13 protein-coding genes are annotated in these 16826 nt (G+C 36.8%); 3 read left to right on the plus strand and 10 right to left on the minus strand.

The genetic code is table 11. The features are described 5' to 3' along the window. Window positions 1–170 precede the first annotated feature (170 nt). Window positions 171–2594, plus strand: a complete 2424-nt coding sequence (gene pheT, locus OLM56_RS13120) for a phenylalanine--tRNA ligase subunit beta (RefSeq protein WP_264527275.1) — start codon at window positions 171–173, stop codon at window positions 2592–2594. An 81-nt stretch (window positions 2595–2675) separates the two neighbouring features. Here pheT and OLM56_RS13125 read toward each other — a convergent pair whose 3' ends face one another. The 10 genes from OLM56_RS13125 to OLM56_RS13170 all read right to left on the minus strand — a co-directional run bounded on the left by OLM56_RS13125 (window position 2676) and on the right by OLM56_RS13170 (window position 15236). Next, window positions 2676–3239, minus strand: coding sequence for a fasciclin domain-containing protein (locus OLM56_RS13125; RefSeq protein WP_121377243.1), 564 nt, complete (start codon window positions 3237–3239; stop codon window positions 2676–2678). 147 nt (window positions 3240–3386) lie between these two features. Further along, window positions 3387–3947, minus strand: a complete 561-nt coding sequence (locus OLM56_RS13130; RefSeq protein ID WP_264527276.1) for a fasciclin domain-containing protein — start codon at window positions 3945–3947, stop codon at window positions 3387–3389. Window positions 3948–4095: 148 nt separating this feature from the next. Then, on the minus strand, window positions 4096–5868 hold the full coding sequence (gene rpsA, locus OLM56_RS13135; RefSeq protein WP_121377213.1) for a 30S ribosomal protein S1: 1773 nt from the start codon (window positions 5866–5868) through the stop codon (window positions 4096–4098). A gap of 269 nt (window positions 5869–6137) precedes the next feature. Then, window positions 6138–7463, minus strand: a complete 1326-nt coding sequence (locus OLM56_RS13140; protein WP_264527277.1) for a nucleoside permease — start codon at window positions 7461–7463, stop codon at window positions 6138–6140. 78 nt (window positions 7464–7541) lie between these two features. After that, window positions 7542–8228: a (d)CMP kinase gene (gene cmk, locus OLM56_RS13145; protein WP_264527278.1), complete on the minus strand. Its 687-nt coding sequence runs from the start codon at window positions 8226–8228 to the stop codon at window positions 7542–7544. A gap of 6 nt (window positions 8229–8234) precedes the next feature. Next, window positions 8235–9254, minus strand: coding sequence for a type IX secretion system protein PorQ (gene porQ, locus OLM56_RS13150; protein ID WP_264527279.1), 1020 nt, complete (start codon window positions 9252–9254; stop codon window positions 8235–8237). Window positions 9255–9398: 144 nt separating this feature from the next. After that, on the minus strand, window positions 9399–11849 hold the full coding sequence (gene lon / locus OLM56_RS13155) for an endopeptidase La (RefSeq protein ID WP_264527280.1): 2451 nt from the start codon (window positions 11847–11849) through the stop codon (window positions 9399–9401). A gap of 195 nt (window positions 11850–12044) precedes the next feature. Next, the gene (locus OLM56_RS13160; protein ID WP_264527281.1) at window positions 12045–12938 is read right to left on the minus strand and encodes a DUF6252 family protein; all 894 of its coding nucleotides are present in this window, start codon (window positions 12936–12938) and stop codon (window positions 12045–12047) included. An 83-nt stretch (window positions 12939–13021) separates the two neighbouring features. Continuing rightward, complete coding sequence (locus OLM56_RS13165) at window positions 13022–14335, minus strand: MFS transporter (protein WP_182494293.1); 1314 nt, start codon at window positions 14333–14335, stop codon at window positions 13022–13024. Between the two features lie 82 nt (window positions 14336–14417). Beyond that, window positions 14418–15236, minus strand: a complete 819-nt coding sequence (locus tag OLM56_RS13170) for a M48 family metallopeptidase (protein WP_121377221.1) — start codon at window positions 15234–15236, stop codon at window positions 14418–14420. A 234-nt stretch (window positions 15237–15470) separates the two neighbouring features. On the opposite strand from OLM56_RS13170, the gene OLM56_RS13175 reads away from it, so the two are divergent. Next, window positions 15471–16331 (plus strand): alpha/beta fold hydrolase, encoded by an 861-nt coding sequence (locus OLM56_RS13175; protein ID WP_264527282.1) that lies wholly within the window; start codon window positions 15471–15473, stop codon window positions 16329–16331. Between the two features lie 5 nt (window positions 16332–16336). Next, window positions 16337–16825, plus strand: coding sequence for a peptide-methionine (R)-S-oxide reductase MsrB (gene msrB, locus OLM56_RS13180; RefSeq protein ID WP_182494290.1), 489 nt, complete (start codon window positions 16337–16339; stop codon window positions 16823–16825). Window position 16826: the final 1 nt, after the last annotated feature.

Here is a 16826-nt window from a genome sequence, read left to right on the forward strand (position 1 = left end):
ATTTTTTGAAATCGATTTCTTTCTGTCTATCGGCTTTGTTGTCACCCGATTCATCCTAATTTTAGACATTTTGGAGCGATTTTTACCTAATTTATGCACCTTAAAAATTCTTTAAAAAATCAAAAAATCCTATCTTTGCAACCTTACAAAAAATAATACCAAAAACAACAATGAAAATTTCATATAACTGGCTTAAGCAATTTATCAAAACAGATTGGAAATCTGATGAAACAGCATCACTTTTAACCGATTTAGGTTTAGAAGTCGAAGGTGTTGAAAAATACCAATCCGTAAAAGGAGGCTTAGAAGGCATTGTTGTTGGACATGTCCTGACTTGCGTACAGCATCCGAATGCAGACCGCCTGAAAGTCACTACGGTTGACTTAGGCACGGGTACTCCAGTTCAAATTGTCTGCGGCGCAGCGAATGTTGCGGCTGGACAAAAAGTGCCTGTTGCAACAATCGGAACTACATTATATGATAAAGACGGAAATGCTTTCCAGATAAAAAAAGGCAAGATCAGAGACCAAGAAAGTCATGGAATGATTTGTGCCGAAGATGAATTAGGTCTTGGAACAAGCCACGACGGAATCATGATTCTCGATGACAAATATGCTCCCGGAACTCCAGCATCTAAAGTATTCAATATTGAAAATGATGAAGTATTCGAAATTGGATTGACACCCAACCGAGCTGACGCTATGAGCCATCTTGGTGTGGCAAGGGATTTGAGAGCCGGAATGCTTCAGACGAATGCTCACACAGAATTGATTACGCCTTCTGTCAGCAACTTTAGGGTTGACAAAAGGACGTTGAAGATGGACATCAAAGTAGAAGATTCTAAATTGGCTCCAAGATATTGTGGTGTTACTATTTCAGAAATAGCGGTAAAACAATCGCCAGAATGGTTGCAAAACCGACTGAAATCAATCGGGCTTACTCCTAAAAATAATATTGTAGACGTAACCAATTACGTAATGCACGAATTGGGTCAGCCGCTTCATGCTTTTGATGCCGCTAAAGTAAAAGGAAATAAAGTTATCGTAAAAACAGTACCAGCCGGAACAAAATTCACGACTCTTGATGATGTAGAAAGAACGCTCCATGAAGAAGACTTAATGATTTGTGATGAAAATGGGCCCATGTGTATTGCGGGTGTTTTCGGAGGAAAAAATTCAGGTGTTTCTGAAAATACGACTTCTATCTTTTTAGAAAGTGCTTATTTCAATCCCGTAAGCGTTAGAAAATCAGCCAAAAGACATGGTTTGAATACGGATGCTTCTTTCCGTTTTGAAAGAGGAATCGATCCGACGATTACTGAATACGCGCTGAAACGCGCAGCCTTATTGATTCAGGAAGTAGCCGGAGGTGAGATTACTTCCGACATTATCGATATTTATCCTAAAAAGATAGAGGATTTCCCTGTGTTCTTGAATTTTGCCAAAGCAACAAAAATCATCGGACAGGAATTACCAAAAGAAACCATCAAGAAAATCTTAGTTTCCTTGGACATAAAAGTAAACAGCGTATCTGATGCAGGATTAGGACTGATTATTCCATCCTACCGAGTTGACGTGCAAAGAGAAATCGACGTGATTGAAGAAATCTTGAGAGTGTATGGTTACAACAACATCAACTTTACCAAAAAGTTCAATGCTACTGTTTCTAATGCAGCCAGGACAGAAGATTATAAAGTACAGAATATTATCGCGACGCAGTTAAATTCGCAAGGATTCAATGAGATGATGGCCAATTCGCTGACGTCTCCAGAATATGTGCAATTATCTGAAATGCTTCGAGAAGAATTCAACGTTTTAATCATGAATCCTTTGAGCAATGATTTGTCTGCGATGAGACAGTCGTTATTGTTCTCTGGCTTGGAAGCTGTTTCATATAACATCAACCGAAGAAATTCCGACTTGAAGTTGTTTGAATTTGGAAAATCTTACCATAAACTGCCGTCAGGATATAACGAAAACAAACACCTTACGTTATTTACGACTGGAAATCGTCTTGGCGAAAGCTGGAACGCACCGCAAAAAACTTCTGATTTCTTTTTATTCAAAGGTTATGTTACTGCAATTTTATCAAGACTTGGAATCGAAAAAACAAACAATAGGCCGGTAGAATCTGATGTGTTTGCAGAAGGAATCGCTATTGCCGTAGGAAATGATATTGTTGTGGAATTGGGACCTGTTAAAAAATCAATCCTGAAGCATTTCGACATCAAGCAAGAAGTCTTGTTTGCAGATTTCAATTGGAACTTGGTATTGAAATTGATTTCAAATAAAATCAAATTCACGGATATCCCTAAATACCCTGAAGTACGAAGAGATTTGGCATTGCTTGTCGATCAAAATGTAGCATTTGATGCTATATATACCATCGCACGCCAGACCGAAAAATCCTTGCTGAAAGACATCAATCTTTTTGATGTTTATGAAGGAAAGAATCTTCCTGAAGGCAAAAAATCGTATGCAGTAAGCTTTATCATTCAAGATAATTCTAAAACCCTTACTGATGCGCAAATCGACAAAATCATGGGGAAATTACAGCACAATCTCGAAACGGAGCTTGGCGCTGTACTTCGCTAAAATAAATACTTTTTTAAATAGAAAAATCCCGATAGTATCGGGATTTTTCATTTACAAATTCAAAAATAGTATCTAGTTGAATTATGCCTTTGGAGTTACTACGGCATCCACTACATGGATAACACCGTTTGATTGGTTTACGTCAGCAATCGTGACTTTTGACTTAGCTCCGTTTTCGTCCGTTATATAAAGGTCTTTTCCTTCCATCCAAGCTGTCAGTTTTCCTCCTTGAACAGTTGTCAGTGTTGCTTTTCCGTTTCCTTTCTTTATGGCTTTGGCTATATCGGCTGAGCTCATTTTTCCTGCTACAACGTGATACGTCAAAATAGATTGCAGCTTTGCTTTGTTTTCTGGTTTCAATAGCATTTCTACGGTTCCTTTTGGCAATTTTGCGAAAGCTTCATTGGTTGGAGCAAAAACTGTAAAAGGTCCTTTTCCTTGCAATGTAGCCACTAGATCTGCTGCTTTTACCGCAGCGACCAAAGTTGTATGATCTTTAGAGTTTACAGCGTTTTCAATGATATTTTTTGAAGGATACATTGGCGCTCCTCCAACCATAACTGTTTTTTCTTTTTGAGCAAATACAGAAGTTCCAAGTAGTAATGTAAATACGATTGCGATTGATAAAAATTTGGTGGTTTTCATAATTAAATGTTTTTTAAAAAGTTTATAATGGCATTTACGCAAATACATTTGTTTTGGTTTTTTTTCATTTTTACTATTTATTTTAAAAAAGCTATAAAAACAAAAAGCCCCGCATTCTGCGGGGCTTTTTCTATATGAAATATTTTTTTATTGGTTTGAAGAGAAAACTCCGTCAATACCGTGGATGATTCCATTGCTTTGTATTGCATCTGAGAAAACAACTTTTGATTTGTTTCCTTTGCTGTCTGTAAAATAGAAATTTCTATTTTCCCAAGTAACTGTAAGAACTTCTCCGTCGGCAGTTTTGATTTCGCCTTTGCCTTTGCTCATTCTTACTAATTTTCCGAAGTCATTTGCATACCATTTTCCATAGATAATATAGTAAGCCGCTACATCTTTTGTACGCAAGATGTTTTTTGAATCTAACAAGAAGTCTACTCTTTCAGAAGCTCTGTTAAAAGCTTCGTTGCTTGGTGCTAGAATTGTATAAGGTCCTTCTTCGCTAAGTAGTTGCTCAAATTCTGCGGCTTTAAAAACTTTTGCTAGAGAGGAATAATTCTGAGATGCAGAAAGGTTTTGAATAATGTTTTTAGTCGCATCAAATTTTGGATCAACAGTATTCGTGTTTTTTTGAGATTTTTGAGCAAAAGAAGCAATGCTTAAGAATAACACAAACATTGTAATTGCCAGATTTTTATTAGTCTTCATAGTTAGTTTTTAAAATTGCATTCGTATTAGAATATAATTCCATGATTTTAGGATTTCAAATTTAAACAAAATTTTAATACTATCATTTAAAATAAATAAAAAAGCCTCACATTTCTGTGAGGCTTTCGTATTTAAAAACGGTCAGGAATTAGTTTCCTCCTTTTTCCATTTTAGCTTTTAATTCAGCAAGAATATCATTGTTGTCTCCTAAAGTAGATGCAGAAGCATTGCTTGAAGATACATTGTTATTCTCAGTTGCAGCTTTCACGTTTTTCTCTTCTTCTTCACGGAAGATAGCAGTGTGAGAAGCAACTACTCTTTTGAATTCTTTGTTGAACTCGATAACTTTGAAGTCAGCGCTTTCGCCTTTTTTCAATTTCTTACCGTCTTCTTTTTCAAGGTGACGTGTTGGAATGAAAGCAACGATATCATCACCGAATTCTACAGTAGCTCCTTTATCAACGATTTCAGAGATTTCTCCAGTGTGGATAGTTCCAACAGCGAAAGAATCTTCATATTTGTCCCAAGGATTAGCAGTAGTTTGTTTGTGACCTAAAGATAATTTACGTCCTTCAACATCTAATTCTAATACTACTACGTCAAGTTTTTCACCAACGCTTACGAATTCAGATGGGTGTTTGATTTTCTTAGTCCAAGAAAGGTCAGAAATGTAGATCAAACCATCAATTCCTTCTTCTAGTTCTACGAAAACTCCAAAGTTTGTAAAGTTTCTAACGATACCTGTGTGTTTAGAACCTACAGGATATTTAGAAGTGATATCAGTCCATGGATCTTGAGTCAATTGTTTGATACCTAATGACATCTTACGATCTTCTCTATCTAAAGTCAAGATAACAGCTTCTACTTCATCACCAACTTTTACGAAATCTTGAGCACTTCTCAAGTGAGTTGACCATGACATTTCAGAAACGTGGATCAAACCTTCAACACCTTCAGCAACCTCGATGAAAGCACCGTAATCAGCGATTACAACTACTTTACCTTTTACTTTATCACCAACTTTCAAGTCAGCATCCAAAGCATCCCATGGGTGAGCGTTCAATTGTTTCAAACCAAGTTGGATTCTTGTTTTCTCATCATCGAAATCAAGGATTACAACATTTAATTTTTGGTCTAATTCAAGAACTTCACTTGGGTGGTTGATTCTTGACCAAGAAAGGTCAGTAATGTGGATCAAACCATCAACACCACCAAGGTCAATAAACACACCATAAGAAGTAATGTTTTTAACAACACCTTCTAATACTTGTCCTTTTTCTAATTGACCGATGATTTCTTTTTTCTGTACTTCAATATCAGCTTCGATAAGCGCTTTATGAGAAACAACAACGTTTTTGAACTCATGGTTGATTTTCACAACTTTGAATTCCATCATTTTGTTTACATATTGATCGTAATCTCTGATTGGTTTCACGTCGATTTGAGATCCTGGCAAGAACGCCTCGATTCCAAATACGTCAACGATCATACCACCTTTAGTTCTGCATTTAACGAAACCGTTAACGATTTCACCTGTTTCATTAGCAGCAATAACTCTGTCCCAAGCTTTGATTGTACGAGCTTTTCTGTGAGAAAGAACCAATTGACCTGTTTTGTCCTCACGAACGTCAATTAATACTTCTACTTTGTCTCCAACTTTCAAGTTTGGATTGTAACGGAATTCGTTTAAAGAAATAACACCTTCAGATTTAGCGTTGATATCAACGATTGCATCTCTGTCAGTAATTCTAACTACCACGCCTTCAACTACTTCTTCCTGATCTGTAGAGATAAAAGTTTTTTCAACTAATTCCTCAAATTCTTGCAGGTTTTTTTCGTCAACAGCATCAATACCTTCTTGGAAGTTATGCCAGTTAAAGTTCTCTAAAAATTCCGCTTGTGTTTTTGTTTGTTCAGACATCTGTTCTGATAAAAATTTGTATTCTGTGTTTTCTCGAGTTTCTTGATGCGATAGAAAAAACAGAAGTGTTTTACATAAATAGTTGATACCTAAAGGAAACTCTTCTCTGCCAAAAGGTTTGCAAAATTAATAATTATTTTTTAATCTGCAAAATAATTTAGCAATGATGATTTTAGCATAAATATTTATAAATCAATCCTTAAAAGCTTCAAATTGCAAGTTATTTTAGTACAATAAAAAAGAGCTTCTTATTGGAAGCTCTTTTTTATTTAGTGTGAAATAGTCTCAACATCTTCTGGTTTGTGCTTATGCTTGAACATAACCGCAAATGCTATGGCAATTATCAAAGCATATAAGGCGAAAGAAAGCCAGATACTATGCCAGTCTTTAGTATCATCATGTGTAAAATATTTGTCTATCGCATAACCACTAATCACACTTCCAAGGTACGCTCCTACTCCATTGGTCATCATCATGAATAGTCCTTGAGCGCTTGCGCGTATCTTCGGGTCAGTAGTCGTCTCGACAAACAAAGAACCTGAAATATTAAAGAAATCAAATGCCATTCCATATACGATACAAGAAAGAATAATCATCCATAAGCCTTCTACTGGATCTCCGTAAGCAAATAATCCAAAACGCAGAACCCAGGCAATCATAGAAAACAACATTACTTGTTTGATTCCAAAACGTCTCAGGAAGAAAGGAATTGCCAAGATAAACAACGTTTCTGAAACTTGAGAAATCGACATGATTATGGTAGAATATTCCACCACAAAAGAATCTTTGTATTCTGGAATCTTAGCAAAATCGTTTAGAAACGCATCTCCATACATATTAGTCAGCTGCAAAGCGCCACCTAAAAACATAGAAAATACAAAAAACAAAGCCATTTTATAGGAGCTGAATAATTTGAAAGCATTGAGACCTAATTGTTCTACAAAGCTAGCATCTTTTGAGATGGATTTCTGTGGCGGACATTTTGGCAACGTAAAAGAATAGATTCCTAATAGGATAGCTACAAAAGCCGCAATATAAAACTGATTCGCATAAATAGGGTTTCCTGAAATTTCAGAAATAGCATTACCCACACTTAAGCCCAATCCTTTGAAAATCTGAGGTGGCGTAGGCGAACTGAAAATATTCGTAATCCACATAGCAACGATGAAACCGATAGTTCCCCAAACGCGGATTGGTGGAAAAACTTTTACGACATCGTATTTATTATTTTTTAAAATAGTATAAGCGATAGAATTCGAAAGTGAAATGGTCGGCATATAGCAGATCATCGCTCCAAATATGACATAGAACAAAATGTTAGGGTCATTAACTTGGGGAACATATAAAAGGATAAGGCCGTAGAAAATGTGCAGTATTCCGTATAGCTTTTCGGCATTCAGCCATTTGTCGGCTATGATTCCGGTCAGTGCCGGCATAAATAGTGAAGAAAGTCCTAATGTTGAAAATATGGCGCCAAATTCTGCACCAGTCCAGCCTTTTGCATTAAAACAATATGTTCCAATCGTGATCAGCCAAGCTCCCCAAACAAAAAATTGAAGAAAGCTCATCAAAGTTAACCTAAATTTAATTCCCATAAATTAGTTTGTATGTTGAAAATTTAACAGCCTGTAAATCTACTATTAAAAATGAGATAAACAAAAAATTACAACGTTTTAGCTTACAGTATTTACCAATTCTAAAACTTTGTCAAATTGTTCTTGGATGGAAAGATGAGAATTGTCTATTTCGATAGCATCTGCTGCTTTTGTCAAAGGTGAGTCTTCTCTGTGAGTATCAATATAATCGCGTTCTTGCACGTTTTTAAGTACTTCTTCGTAAGTTACTTCTTGCCCTTTCTCAATAAGTTCGTCATAGCGTCTTTTAGCTCTTGTTTCCGGACTTGCCGTCATAAAAAGCTTTAATTCGGCATCTGTAAAGACTACGGTTCCGATGTCCCTTCCATCCATTACGATACCTTTATTTTTGCCCATCTGCTGTTGCTGTTCGACAAGCTTGGCACGGACTTCAGAGATTTCCGCAATCTTGCTGACGAAATTTGAAACCGCCAATGTTCTGATTTCTGTTTCAACGTTTTTTTCGTTCAAATATATTTCGGCAAATCCCAAATCAGGATTGAAAAGAAATTGCAGACTGATCTTAGGTAATTTTTCGACAAGCGATTTTTTGTCAAAATGAGTTTCTGAAATAAAATCATGCTCCATTGCATAGAAGGTCACCGCACGGTACATCGCGCCAGTATCGACATAAATATAGCCTAAGTATTTGGCAAGCTGTTTGGCCAGCGTACTTTTTCCTGTAGACGAAAAGCCATCAATGGCAATAGTAATTTTTTTATCCAAAGTAGTTTATTGAAGGTTAATCATTAATCCAAAAAGGCTTGTGTTTGCAGCCGAAGTATATCTGGAATAGGAATAATCAAATCTGATTTTATTAAAACGCAATCCGAAACCGGCTGACAATCCTGAGAAATTTCGCTGTTCTACAATACGAAGTTCTTCTGCTCTTCTAAAATTATATCCAAGTCGAATTGAAAAACTTTTTTCAGGGAAAAGTTCTGCACCTAAGATGACGTGTCTCAAGGCATTGTTCATAAAACCTACTTTCTCTTCTTTTGAACCGCCGTCTAAAGAACCTTCTGTTCGGTTAGGATTAGAGAAAGCAATATTCCATTGCTGCAGGTTTTCTAATGTCAGGTGCCAGCGAATCGGCACATTTTCTAATTCTTGCGAAATTCCTGCTACGATTTCCATCGGCAATTTTTCGTTGGTATCCTGATATGGCTTTATCTGCACACCGATATTTCGTATGGCAAGACCAATATTAATATCGTTATAATCGTCAACATACAAAGCGCCCAAATCCATTGCAGCTCCAAAAGAATTATAGCTTTCTAAGGTAGAAGAAATCAATTTGCCGTTCGCACCGATAAAGATATCTGTCCATGGTATGTTATAAGCATATCCGAAAGACAGTGCGATTTCGCTACCTGTAAAATCAGACGTTTTCTGTCCGTTTTCGTCATATCCTTCAAAATTACCGTAGTTGACATAATTGACGCCTACATGGAAAGTTTGGACATGTCGGTCATAGGTGTAAGCATAAGCAGCAGTTCCGTAAGTTACCTCACCATAATAACTGCCATAATTTACAGAAAGACGATTGTCCATTTCTGGATTGATGGTTGCCGGATTAAAGAAGCCCTGATTGACATCATAATCGTAGATGGTTACAGTCTTTCCTCCTAATGCCGCCTGTCTTGGAGAAGTTACCAGATTCAGAAACTGATATACATATTTACCGCCAATTTGACTGAAAGCTTCAGTACAAAACAGTATTAGAAAAACAATAAGCAGCTTCTTAAACATTTAGGGATTTTTCCTTATTTCTGAATATATAACGCAGATGCGAAGATATTATTTTTTAAAGCAAAAGATAAAACAGAAAAGGCAAAAGTTTGAAAATTAATTTCACTTTTGCCTTTTCGAGTAAATAGTTTGTAAATCTAAAGATTAGAGCGCTTTAGCATTCTTAGCTTTCTGGTCTGTTATTGCTATGGCTAACACTTCGCTCATTTCTTTCACATAATGAAAAGTCAGTCCTTCTAGATATTCTGGCTTGATTTCATCGATATCGCGCTTGTTTTCATGGCAAAGGATGATTTCTTTAATGTTAGCTCTTTTGGCAGCTAATATTTTTTCTTTGATTCCGCCAACCGGAAGTACTCTTCCACGAAGTGTAATCTCACCAGTCATCGCAAGACTTTTCTTTACTTTTCGCTGTACGAAAGAAGAAACCAAAGAAGTCAACATGGCAACTCCGGCACTAGGACCGTCTTTGGGAGTAGCTCCTTCTGGAACGTGAACATGGACATTATAATTAGCAATTACCTCAGGATCAATTCCCAATCGTTCTGCATTCGACTTGATATATTCTAGCGCGATTGTAGCCGATTCTTTCATTACCGTTCCCAAATTTCCTGTCATGGTCAAACTGCCTTTTCCTTTAGATAGTATCGATTCTATAAAAAGAATATCACCTCCTACGCTTGTCCAAGCCAATCCTGTAACGACTCCGGCCACATCATTATTTTCATATTTGTCACGTTCCATTCTTGCGGCTCCAAGAATTTTGACAACATCTTCATCGGTTACTTTTACGTTATACTCCTCTTCCATCGCGATAGATTTTGCAGTATTACGAACCATTTTGGCAATTTGTTTTTCCAAGCCTCTGACTCCAGATTCTCTTGTATAGCCTACAACGATTTTTTCCAACTGTTTTTTACCAATAGACAAATCTTTTGTGGTCAGTCCGTGCTCTTTTAATTGCTTTGGAAGCAGGTGCTGCTTTGCAATTTCAACTTTTTCTTCAACGGTGTAGCCTGTCATGTTGATGACTTCCATCCTGTCTTTCAGTGCTGGCTGTATCGAAGCCATATTATTAGAAGTAGCGATAAACATCACCTTAGAAAGGTCAAAGCCCATTTCTAAAAAGTTATCATAGAAATCTGAGTTTTGCTCAGGATCCAAAACTTCCAGCAAAGCTGAAGACGGATCGCCGTTGTTACTGCTTGATAATTTATCTATTTCGTCTAAAACAAAAACAGGATTAGATGTTTTTGCTTTTTTAAGGCTCTGGATAATTCTTCCTGGCATAGCGCCGATGTAGGTTTTCCTGTGACCTCTGATTTCAGCTTCGTCACGCATACCGCCTAAAGAAATCCTAACATATTCTCTTCCCAAGGCTTCAGCAACCGACTTTCCAATAGATGTCTTACCCACTCCTGGAGGTCCATATAAGCAAAGAATAGGAGACTTCATATCATTTCGCAATTTCAGAACTGCCAAATGCTCAATCATTCTTTTCTTTACGTCTTCCAATCCGAAATGATCTCTATCTAATATTTTTTGGGCACGTTTCAAATCGAAATTGTCTTTAGAAAATTCATTCCAAGGCAATTCAAGATACAGCTCAAGATAGTTTCTTTGTATTCCGAAATCGGGAGACTGCGGATTCATTCGCTGCATTTTTGAAAGTTCCTTCTCAAAATGATTCTTTGTCTTTTCGTTCCATTTTTTCTTGAGTCCTTTTTCGCGCATATCATCAATTTCTTCTTCATGAGAAACGCCTCCTAATTCTTCCTGGATCGTTTTCATTTGCTGATGAAGGAAGTATTCGCGCTGTTGCTGATCCAAATCAAAACGAACTTTAGACTGGATATCGTTTTTCAGTTCCAGCTTCTGCAACTCGACGTTCATGAAACGCAAAGTAGACAGTGCTCTTTCTTTCAAGTCATTAATCATCAACAAATCTTGCTTTTCTTTCACAGAAAGATTCATATTCGAAGAAACAAAATTGATCAAGAAAGACTTGCTTTCAATATTTTTTATAGCAAAGGTAGCTTCCGTTGGAATGTTCGGGCTTTCTTTTATAATCTGAATTGCCAATTCTTTTACAGAATCAATAATCGTAGAAAATTCCGCTTCATCGTTATCTGGACGTTTTTCAGGAACTTCTTTGATGGTTGCTTTCAAGTAAGGTTGTTCTGAAGTAACGGTATCAATTTCAAAGCGTTTTTTTCCTTGAAGGATTACGGTCACGTTTCCATCAGGCATTTTTAATACGCGAAGGATTCGAGCTACTGTCCCAACTTTATTGATGTCTTCTGGCGACGGATCTTCGTCTTCTTCATTCTTTTGAGAAACGACTCCGATTACTTTTCCGCCTGCGTTGGCATCGTTAATAAGCTTGATGGATTTGTCACGACCAGCCGTAATAGGAATTACGACTCCCGGAAACAAAACTGTATTTCGTAATGGCAGGATCGGAAGATCACTCGGAAGCTGCTCATTATTCATTTCTTCTTCATCCTCAGGGGTTAAAAGAGGGATTAATTCTGAATCGTTATCGAATTCTTGAAGTGACAGATTGTCAATTGTAAGTATTTTTTGATTTGACATAGTATATTTAAGTCATTTTGTCATTAAACATTTTTGGAGGGAATCCTGTTTTGCTATAGTACTAACCTTATTCCTTTGAAAACCAAACAGTAATAAAACGAATTTATTGGCTTCGTTTATATAAAATCAATCTTTATGCCATAAAAAAATCCCGAATGAATCGGGATTTTATATTATAGATGTTGACATGACTTATTAATACTCAACATCAAAAGCTCCATTTGTAATTTGATAGGTAACAGCACCGATAACTACGGTTCCTGTAAATGTAGCTTTAATTCTGGTTGCTGTTTTCTCAATTATAGTAACAGAACCGCTCGTTGCCGGTGTTCCAAAGCTGGCACTCTCAGGTTTAAAATTAACTTGAACAACATCAGTCGCTATGTTTCCTGTTATGGTATAAGTACCTGCCGTCAAGTTCGATCTCATGCTTACAGTAATGCTTTGTCCAGCATTATTTTCTGCAGCCACAGAAATAAAATCTTGTCCGCCAACCGATATTTCACTTGTGAGGATGTCTGTATCATTAAACGGCAGACTGTTCAAAGTCGCATCAAAAGTATCGCCAGTCGGATTGGTTGTAGTGTATGGGATATTCGTAAATACTCCATTACTGAATGTTTTCGGAGCCACAGTCGTACTTTCATCGCTCCAGTAGCCTGTAAAAGTAAATGTTCCAGAAATGGTACGATCCGTAGTGTTAATAGAAGTAATGATAACAGAGCCTGTATCCGCATTTTCATCAGTCGGATGCGATCCGATAAATCCGTACTCGCTTCCTGGTGGTGTGTACGTTATAAGATTATCGTTTGCAGGATAAGTTCCTGTAACAGTACCATCCAGAATCATTGAAAAATTTTCTCCATTAGATCTGTAGGCACCAATAATTATAGAACCGCCAGAAATATAAGCCATAGTTGTGGTTGTTGAAAATGTTTGCCCATCAAAATCAGCTTTAAATAATGCTTCTTCTGTTTCGCCTCCTTCATTCGGGTCTATAGCGCTGTCTAATGGCTCATTATCACATGAAGTGAAGTTAAAGGCTGTGAAAATTAGCGCAAAAGCAGCTAAAAATTTTAATTTGCTCATTCTATTTTTGTTAGGTTTAATTAGGTTTCCAAATATAATTTTTTTATTTGAAACGCATAATATATATTTTTATTCTTTCGGGGCTATCTTTTTGGCACTCTAAATAAAAGAACTACTCCTGTAATAAAAAATATGGCTAGAAAAACGATAGCATTTCGCATGCTTCCTGTAATTTGATCAATAGCCGCAAAGATTCCCATTCCAATTACGATCCCTATTTTTTCGGCTACATCATAAAAGCTAAAAAACGAGGTCGTATCTTTTGTTTCTGGCAGTAATTTCGAATAGGTAGATCTCGATAAAGACTGGATACCGCCCATAACCAATCCCACAAAGCTGGCTACAACATAAAACTGGTTTGGAGTCTCGATAAGATAAGCTGCACCACAGAGTGTAATCCATATAAAATTTATAAATATCAATGTACGGATATTTCCGAATTTAAGCGCTGCTCTCGAAGTTAGTATAGCTCCTGCCACTGCAACTAATTGAATCAATAGTATACAAATGATTAATCCTGAGGTTCTTTGTGAATCGGTTTCCCAATTAACTTCTTGTTCTCCAAAATAAGTAGCCGCAAGCATAAAGGTTTGGACTGCCATGCTGTAGACAAAGAAACTATAAAGGTATTTTTTTAGAGTAAGATTCTCTCCCAACAAATTCCATACTTTTCGTAATTCCTTAAAGCCGTTGAAGAAAACAGATTTCGTGATTTTATTTTCATTATTTCCTTTCGGCAGATAGTAAAATGAATACTGCGCAAATATAATCCACCAAGCTCCAACAGAAATAAAGCAGTAGCGCATGGCTTTCATGGCTGCTTCACCTTCTGTACCAGTGATTCCAAATAATTCTGGCTTCATGACCATGGCTAAATTAACCACTAATAAGACGACGCTTCCTATATATCCTAATGAATAGCCTCTAGCACTCAATTTGTCTTGCTGTTCTGGAAAAGCGACATCAGGTAAATATGAATTATAAAAAACCAAGCTTCCCCAAAAACCGATCAAGCCGAAGAAATAGAAAGTCAAGCTGATATAAATCTGACTCAAATCAAACCAATACAGGCCAATACACGAAAAAGCACCTAAATAGCAGAAAAATTGCAGGAAGGTTTTTTTATTTCCGACATAGTCTGAAATTCCGGAAAGCAACGGCGAAATAAAAGAAACAACTAAAAATGCTGCCGCCGTGACAAAACTAATTAATGCCGAGTTTTTGAGCGTAGTTCCAAAAACATCAATATAAATATCTCCTTTAATTTTAAAAAGAGCTCCATAATAAATAGGAAAGATCGCTGAAGCAATAACCAAGGTATATACCGAATTTGCCCAATCATAAAACGCCCAAGCGTTCATTAGTTTTTTACTTCCTTTTGGTAAAGCTGTTTGCATAAGTTTGTTTTTAGGTATAAAAAAAGCTGCTCGTGAGAACAGCTTCGAAGATATTATTTTTTTATCTAATCGAGATTATCTTTTATTTAAATGTCACGCCGTATTTTGCCGCTTCAGCTTTGGCTTGTGGAATCAAGGCTTTCAGGTTGGCAATTCTTGTGGAATTTGACGGGTGAGTACTCATAAACTCTGGCGGCGCACTGCCTCCTGAATTAGCAGCCATTCTTTCCCAAAAAGCAACCGACTGGTCTGGATTGTAGCCTGCTATTGCCATTAATGTCAGTCCGACTTTATCTGCTTCACTCTCATGGCTTCTGCTAAAAGGCAGGGTCACTCCGTATTGCGTTCCTACCCCATAGGCCTGCATTGCAATTTTCTGCGTAGCTTCAGTTTGGTTGCCGACAGCAGCTCCTACACCCGCAGCTCCTAATTGCTGCAAGACATCGGCACTCATTCTTTGCTGGCCATGATTTAATAGTGCATGGGCGACTTCATGCCCCATAACAACAGCCATGCCTGTTTCGTCTTTTGTGATCGGAAGAATTCCAGTATAAAAGACAATTTTTCCTCCTGGCATACACCACGCATTTACTTCTTTGCTATCGACCAATTTATATTCCCATTGGTAATCTTTCAAATACCCTTTATAGCCGTTAGCGTTCAAATATTTTTCGGCTGCATTTTTAATTTTTGTACCTACAGTAGTTACTCTTTGCGCATCAGCTGTTCCTGTAATTACCTTATTCTCCTTTAGAAAGGCGCTATATTGCTGAAATGCCGATGGAAGAATTTGCGAATCGGGAACCAATGCCAACGTACTCTTACCCGTAAAAGGATTTGTTGCACAGGAATAAACAATACCAAAAATAGCAATCGGTAGTATCAGATATCTTCTTTTCATAAGAATCAATTTAATTGGTTATACTCAAATTTACTAATTTACTTCGACATTAGTTTCGAAGAAATCTTTATTTGTTGTTAAGATACTAACAATATTTCTATCAAGCGCTATATAAAAACGGACTTTAAACCTAACAAATTGATTAATAGTACAAATGTCTTTTATGTTTAATTTATGATTCCTAAATTTAATAAACTTTAGCAGAAGTAATAACTTGCATAAAAATTTTGCCTTATGTCTGATCAACCGAAAATACATCAACAAACCTTAAAAATACCAAAGTCGATTTTGATTACCGCTAAATTATTGGAAGTTACTTCTTCAAAATTAGCGATGAAATTTGCGGCAAAATTATTTACATCACCCGTAAAATACAAGCTGCCCAAAAGAGAAATCGAAATGGACAAGAATTCGCTACAGCAAAACGTAACAATTTCAAGCATTGAAAAAGAAATAGTCGTTTATAGCTATGGGAAAAGCGATAAAAAAATCTTGCTCGTCCATGGTTGGTCTGGAAGAGGCACACAGCTGGTAAAAATAGCGGACGAAATGCTGAAGTTAGGCTATACAACCATCAGCTTCGATGCGCCTGCTCATGGAAAGTCTCCAGGAAAGACGAGCAATATGACTGAATTTATAGCCAGTATTTTAGAATTGGAGAAGAATTTCGGCCCTTTTGAATTCGCAATCGGACATTCTTTAGGGGGCATGTCGATCCTCAATTCTATAAAAAGAGGACTGAAAGTAAAAAAAGCAGTCATCATTGGAAGTGGTGATATTGTGGAAGATATTATGGATGATTTTGTAGAAAAATTAGGAATGAATATTGCTATAAGTAAAAAGATGAAAGCTAGTTTCGAAAAGAAAATTGGAGAAACCATGGACAGCTTTTGTGCGTATGTAGCAGCAAGGGAAGTCTCAATTCCGGTTTTAGTACTTCATGATAAAGACGATGAGGATGTTCCTGTCAAGGCTGCCTATCACATTAATGAAAATCTAAAAGAAAGCGAATTGGTCATTACCGAGGGACTTGGCCATCGTAAAATATTAGGCGATGCAAAAGTCATTAAAAAAATTACAGACTTTTTAAAATAAAAACTATGAAAAATTACATCCTTCTATTAATTTCTCTTTTTACCTTTTTATCCTGCCAAAGCCAAGAGAAAAAAGAGGTTGCGAAAAACGAACCTGCTGCAAAAATCCAAAAGACAGATGCCGAATGGAAAAAAGAATTGACACCAGAACAATATGAAGTCCTTCGTAAAAAAGGCACAGAAAGAGCCTTTACTGGCAAATATTATAACCATTTTGAAAAAGGCAAATATGTCTGTGCCGCCTGTGGAAACGTGCTTTTTAATTCTGATGCAAAATTTGACTCCGATTGTGGATGGCCTTCTTTCGATCAAGCCATAAAAGGCTCGGTAATATATAAAGAAGATACGAGTTTTGGAATGACAAGAACTGAAGTCATGTGCGCAAAATGTGGCGGCCATCTAGGACATGTTTTTGATGACGGCCCGAAAGAAACAACAGGAAAGCGTTTCTGTACAAATTCAGTTTCTATAAAATTTGAACCTGCTAAAAAATAAT

The organism is Flavobacterium sp. N2550, assembly GCF_025947265.1.
Taxonomy (GTDB): domain Bacteria; phylum Bacteroidota; class Bacteroidia; order Flavobacteriales; family Flavobacteriaceae; genus Flavobacterium; species Flavobacterium endophyticum.

Excerpts from the sequence above, each read along its gene's own strand:
- OLM56_RS13170 (WP_121377221.1), bottom strand. The coding sequence starts at position 15,236 with ATGAAAAGAAGATATCTGATACTACCGATTGCTATTTTTGGTATTGTT.
- OLM56_RS13140 (WP_264527277.1), bottom strand. The coding sequence starts at position 7,463 with ATGGGAATTAAATTTAGGTTAACTTTGATGAGCTTTCTTCAATTTTTT.
- OLM56_RS13160 (WP_264527281.1), bottom strand. The coding sequence starts at position 12,938 with ATGAGCAAATTAAAATTTTTAGCTGCTTTTGCGCTAATTTTCACAGCC.
- OLM56_RS13175 (WP_264527282.1), top strand. The coding sequence starts at position 15,471 with ATGTCTGATCAACCGAAAATACATCAACAAACCTTAAAAATACCAAAG.
- porQ (WP_264527279.1), bottom strand. The coding sequence starts at position 9,254 with ATGTTTAAGAAGCTGCTTATTGTTTTTCTAATACTGTTTTGTACTGAA.
- msrB (WP_182494290.1), top strand. The coding sequence starts at position 16,337 with ATGAAAAATTACATCCTTCTATTAATTTCTCTTTTTACCTTTTTATCC.
- OLM56_RS13125 (WP_121377243.1), bottom strand. The coding sequence starts at position 3,239 with ATGAAAACCACCAAATTTTTATCAATCGCAATCGTATTTACATTACTA.
- pheT (WP_264527275.1), top strand. The coding sequence starts at position 171 with ATGAAAATTTCATATAACTGGCTTAAGCAATTTATCAAAACAGATTGG.
- rpsA (WP_121377213.1), bottom strand. The coding sequence starts at position 5,868 with ATGTCTGAACAAACAAAAACACAAGCGGAATTTTTAGAGAACTTTAAC.
- OLM56_RS13165 (WP_182494293.1), bottom strand. The coding sequence starts at position 14,335 with ATGCAAACAGCTTTACCAAAAGGAAGTAAAAAACTAATGAACGCTTGG.
- lon (WP_264527280.1), bottom strand. The coding sequence starts at position 11,849 with ATGTCAAATCAAAAAATACTTACAATTGACAATCTGTCACTTCAAGAA.
- OLM56_RS13130 (WP_264527276.1), bottom strand. The coding sequence starts at position 3,947 with ATGAAGACTAATAAAAATCTGGCAATTACAATGTTTGTGTTATTCTTA.